General features: G+C 65.2%; 5 protein-coding genes. 2 read left to right on the top strand and 3 right to left on the bottom strand.

Annotated features, from left to right (window positions below; genetic code table 11):
* Positions 1–112: 112 nt before the first annotated feature.
* Together Q8R73_RS18595 and Q8R73_RS18590 are read left to right on the top strand one after the other, a co-directional pair.
* Positions 113–748, top strand: coding sequence for a DUF2865 domain-containing protein (locus tag Q8R73_RS18595; protein ID WP_305721013.1), 636 nt, complete (start codon positions 113–115; stop codon positions 746–748).
* 151 nt (positions 749–899) lie between these two features.
* On the top strand, positions 900–1055 hold the full coding sequence (locus tag Q8R73_RS18590) for a Thivi_2564 family membrane protein (RefSeq protein WP_304869081.1): 156 nt from the start codon (positions 900–902) through the stop codon (positions 1053–1055).
* 63 nt (positions 1056–1118) lie between these two features.
* On the opposite strand, the gene Q8R73_RS18585 is transcribed toward Q8R73_RS18590, so the two are convergent.
* From Q8R73_RS18585 to cysC, 3 genes are all read right to left on the bottom strand, one after another.
* Positions 1119–1319 carry a CsbD family protein gene (locus tag Q8R73_RS18585; protein ID WP_305721012.1) on the bottom strand — a complete coding sequence of 67 codons (201 nt, stop codon included), beginning with the start codon at positions 1317–1319 and terminating at the stop codon, positions 1119–1121.
* A 110-nt stretch (positions 1320–1429) separates the two neighbouring features.
* Positions 1430–3592 (bottom strand): malate synthase G, encoded by a 2163-nt coding sequence (locus Q8R73_RS18580; protein ID WP_305721011.1) that lies wholly within the window; start codon positions 3590–3592, stop codon positions 1430–1432.
* 143 nt (positions 3593–3735) lie between these two features.
* A partial coding sequence (cysC, locus tag Q8R73_RS18575) for an adenylyl-sulfate kinase (protein ID WP_305721010.1) occupies positions 3736–4885 on the bottom strand: 1150 nt, incomplete at its 5' end.

Genomic DNA, 4885 nt, shown 5'->3' with positions numbered 1-4885 from the left:
ACGATCACGGTTCGCCCGGCGGCCGCGCCGCGCCCCGTCGCCACCACGGCCGTGCCGGGCCGCCAGGCGATGATCCTTTCGACGTCCTCGCTGTATTGATCCGGAGCCCAGGATGACCCGGCTGTCAGGCAAGCGGTTGGCGTTGGGAGTTGCGGCGCTGCTGTGCTTCTCGGCGCTGGCTCCCGCCGCGCAGGCGCAGGATTTCTTCTCGGCCCTGTTCGGCGGCATGGCCCGCGCGCGCGCGCCGCAGATCCACATGCCGTTTGCCAGCGAAGGCGGGCAATTCGCCCCGCAGCGCGAGGCCCGCCCGCGGTATGGCGTCGGCCAGGCCTATTGCGTGCGCACCTGCGACGGACGCTATTTCCCGGTCAACGGGCCGGATAAGCAGAGCCGCGCCGAGGCATGCAACAGCTTCTGTCCCGCCAGCGACACCAAGCTGGTGTTTGGCAGCAGCATCGATCATGCCGCGACGGAAACCGGCAAACCCTATTCCGAACTGCCGAACGCGTTTCGCTATCGCGAGGAACTGGTCGCCGGCTGCACCTGCAACGGCAAGGACCAGATCGGCCTCGCCCCGGTCAGTATCGAGGACGATCCGACCCTGCGGCGGGGCGACATCGTCGCCGCCGCGGATGGTCTGATGGTCGCCGGCCGTCCGGACAAGCGCGGCGCGTCGCTCAACTTCTCACCCGCCCCGGACCGCGTTCAGGCCCGCTACCAGCGCGTGCCGGTGGTGGCTCAGGAATGAGAATCGCGCTGCGGGGGTGAAATGGCGTTGCGGGGCCGTTGAAAATATGAATCCCTTGCAATAAAATAAGGTTCCGTCGCGGGAACCGGGCCGGTCCACCGGCGTTGATCAGGCAGCCATTCGCGCTTTAACGACGCCTCAGGGGATCCCCATGCTCATCAGTGCTCTCGTCACGTTTCTCGTCGTTATCCTCATTCTCTATTTGATCAATCTGCTGCCGCTCGATGGCCGCGCCAAGCAGATCGCCCGCGTCGTGGTGATCGTTATCGGCGTGATCTCGCTGCTGAAAATGCTCGCGGTATTCTAGGCCGGGCAGGACCCTCGACGAAAAAAAGCCCCGGCCGAGACCGGGGCTTTTCTGTCGGGTCGATTACTTCAGCGTCCCGAACCAGTCGTCAACATCCTTGCTGATCTGATCCTTGGCGTAGCCGTAGCGCTGCTGCAGCTTGCCTTCGAGCTGTTCACGGCGGCCCTCGATCACGTCGAGGTCGTCATCGGTCAGCTTGCCCCATTTTTCCTTGGCGGCACCCTTGAACTGCTTCCAATTGCCTTCAACCCGGTTCCAATCCATCGTCATCTCCTGTTGAGTTGCGATGGGCTGTCAACGGCCGGGCGAGCCGGACGTTCCGGAAGAAACTGCGGCGAGCCGCTGTTGGCCTGCCGCAGATTCATATCTTGCGCTCAGCCTGCTGCCTTGGCTTCCCGGCGCCGTGCCGTGAGGATGAACTCGGTGTAGCCGTTCGGCTGCTCGCGGCCCTTGAAGATCAGGTCGCAGGCGGCCTTGAAGGCGACGCCGTCGAAACCGGGCGCCATCGGCCGGTACCCGGCATCGCCCTTGTTCTGTCCGTCCACCACCACCGCCATGCGTTTCAGGGACTCCATCACCTGCTCCCTGGTGATGACGCCCTGGTGCAGCCAGTTCGCCAGGTGCTGGCTCGAGATCCTCAAGGTGGCGCGGTCTTCCATCAGGCCGACGTCGTGGATGTCGGGCACCTTGGAGCAGCCGACGCCCTGGTCGATCCAGCGCACCACATAACCCAGAATGCCCTGGCAGTTGTTGTCGATCTCCTGCTTGACGTCGTCGGGCGCCCAGTTCGACTGCGACACCGGGATGGTGAGAATGTCGGACAGTTTGGCGCGCGGGCCGCCCTTGCTCAGTTCCTGCTGGCGCGCCTGTACGTTGACCTGGTGATAGTGCAGCGCGTGCAGCGTGGCGGCGGTCGGCGACGGCACCCAGGCGGTGGTGGCGCCGGCCTGCGGATGGCCGATTTTCTGCGTCAGCATGTCCGCCATCTTGTCCGGGGCGGCCCACATGCCCTTGCCGATCTGGGCATGGCCGGGCAGCCCGTCGATCAGCCCGTTGTCGACGTTCCAGTCCTCATAGGCCTTGATCCAGGGCTGCGCCTTCATGTCGTTCTTGCGGATCATGGGACCCGCTTCCATCGAGGTATGGATCTCGTCGCCGGTGCGGTCGAGGAAGCCGGTGTTGATGAAGCAGATCCGCTTCGAGGCGTTCTGGATGCAGGCCTTGAGGTTGACCGTGGTGCGGCGCTCCTCGTCCATGATGCCGACCTTCATGGTGTTTTCCGGCAGTCCCAGCATCTTCTCGACCTGCCCGAACAGTTCGCAGGTCAATGCCACCTCGTCGGGGCCGTGCATCTTCGGCTTGACGATGTAGACCGAGCCGGTGCGGCTGTTTTTCGTCTTCGACTTGCCCCTGAGATCGTGGATCGCGAGCAGGCCGGCGACCGCTGCGTCCAGAATGCCCTCGGGAATCTCGTTGCCCGAAGCGTCGAGCACCGCGTCGGTGAACATGTGATGGCCGACATTGCGCATCAACAGCAGGCTGCGACCGTGCAGTGTGAGTTGCTTGCCGTCCGGCGTGGTATAGACGCGGTCGGGATTGAGCGCGCGCTTCAGCGTCTTGCCGCCCTTTTCGAAGTCGGCCGACAGCGTGCCGTCCATCAGGCCGAGCGTGTTGCGATAGACCAGCACCTTGTCCTCGGCATCGACCGCCGCGACGCTGTCTTCCATGTCGAGGATGGTGGAGACCGCCGATTCCAGGATCATGTCGGCGACCCCGGCCGGATCGTCCTTGCCGATCATGTGGCTGCGGTCGATGCTGACGTCGATGTGCATGCCGTTGTTGACCAGCAGGATCGCGGTCGGCGCGGCGGCATCGCCCTGGTAGCCGGCGAACTGCGCGCCGTTCTTCAGCGCGGTGGCGTTGCCGCTCTTCAGTTTGACCGCGAGCTGTCCTGCGATCACGCTGTAGGCGGTCACATCGGTGTGGCTTCCGGTCGCCAGCGGCACGGCTTCATCGAGAAAGGCCTTTGCCTTGGCGATCACCTTGTCGCCGCGCGCCTTGTTGTAGCCCTTGCCGACCTCGCCCGGATCGTGCGGGATCGCGTCGGTGCCGTAGAAGGCATCGTACAGGCTGCCCCAGCGGGCATTGGCGGCGTTGAGGGCGTAGCGCGCGTTGGTGAGCGGCACCACCAGCTGCGGCCCGCAGATTTTTCCGATCTCTTCGTCGACGTTGGCGGTTTCGACCGTCCGGGTCGCCGGCTCCGGCAGCAGATAGCCGATCTCCTTCAGGAACGCTGTATACGCATTCATGTCGAACGGCTTGCCCTTGTTGGCGCGGTGCCAGCCGTCGATCTTTGCCTGCAGGGTGTCGCGGAAGGCGAGCAATTCACGGTTTTTCGGCGCGAGTTCCTGCAGGATGGCGGCGAGCCCTGCCCAGAACGCGTCAGGCGAAATCCCGGTCTTGGGGGTCGCCTCCCCGGCGATGAAATCGAACAGAACGGGGGCGATCTTCAGTCCATGGGCATCGATACGATTCATGAGGGGCTTTCCCGGCAGGAAACGGCGGTTACAGGCTGTTTTCAGGAATGAACACAGCAAAAAGCGCGCCAAGGGGCAATTTCTGCGGCCCTTTTAGCCATAAAGCCGGGCGGATGAGAAGGCCCCAAAGGGCCTCGAATGCCCTAGATATTGGCGGCGAGATCGACCAGTTCATCGAACAGAATGCCGGATCGTGCCAGCATCCGCTCGATCTCGTCAGTGGCGTCGGGGACCGGGCGCGTCGAGGTGTCGATAACAAGTTCGCAGCCGTTCGGTGGCTGGTAGTCGTTGCCGGTGCCGGTGAAGCCCTGCAGCGCACCAGCGCGCGCCTTGACGTAGTGGCCCTTGGGATCGCGGCTTTCGCAGACTTCAACCGGGGTCGCGACATAGATTTCGCGGAACACGGTGTCGGCGATGCGGCGCGCCGCGGCGCGGTCGTCGCGCGCGGGCGAGACCGCGGCGACGATGGCGATGTGGCCGTTGCGCGCCAGATGGGTGGCGACTTCGGCGAGACGGCGAATGTTCTCGCTGCGGTCTTTCGCGGAGAAGCCGAGGTCACCGTTGAGGCCGGCGCGCAAGGTGTCGCCATCCAGCAGAATGGGCGAGCCGCCGGTGGTGAACAACCGGCGCTCCAGCGCGCGCGCCAGCGTCGATTTACCGGAGCCCGGCAGTCCCGTCAGCCAGACCACCGCACCGCCGTGACGGTAGCGCGCCGAGCGCTCGTCGGGGCGCAGCGCGGATTCCACCGGGACGATATCGACGGGAATGGCGCGCTGGCCGAAATCGACCGACAGCACCAGCCCGCCGCCGGCAATGCGGCCGTTGAGTTCGATGACGAGGCGGCCGGTGCGCGGGTTGTCGCTGTAGGGATCGGCGGCGATCGACTGCGCCAGCGCGATATCGATCTCGCCGACATGGTTGCGCGCGATCGCCCTGGTCTCGACGCTCGCGAGTTCGCCGGGGTCGACCGCCTTCACGATCGCGACCACGGTGGCGCGGGTTTCCCGTGTGCCGAGCCGGACCAGAATCGAGGCGCCTTCCACCAGCGGCTTGTCGTGCAGCCAGAAGATCCGCGCCCGAAGCCGCCGCGTGTCGCGCGGCGTGCTTCCGACATGGGCGATGACGTCGCCGCGTTCGACGAACAATTCGCGGTCGAGCGTGATGCCGACGGAGCGGCCGGCGCCCTGGCTTTCCGGCATAGGGGTGACCGGCCAGCTCTCGACGGTCCTGATCCTGGCGATCTTGCCCGCGGGCAGGATGACGATCTCGTCGCCGGCGGCAAGGCTGCCGGAT

The sequence above is a fragment of the Bradyrhizobium sp. genome (genome assembly GCF_030697065.1).
Taxonomy (GTDB): Bacteria; Pseudomonadota; Alphaproteobacteria; order Rhizobiales; family Xanthobacteraceae; genus Bradyrhizobium.
Note: the sequence above shows the minus strand (reverse complement) of the source record. Positions and strands in the feature narration are given on the sequence as shown.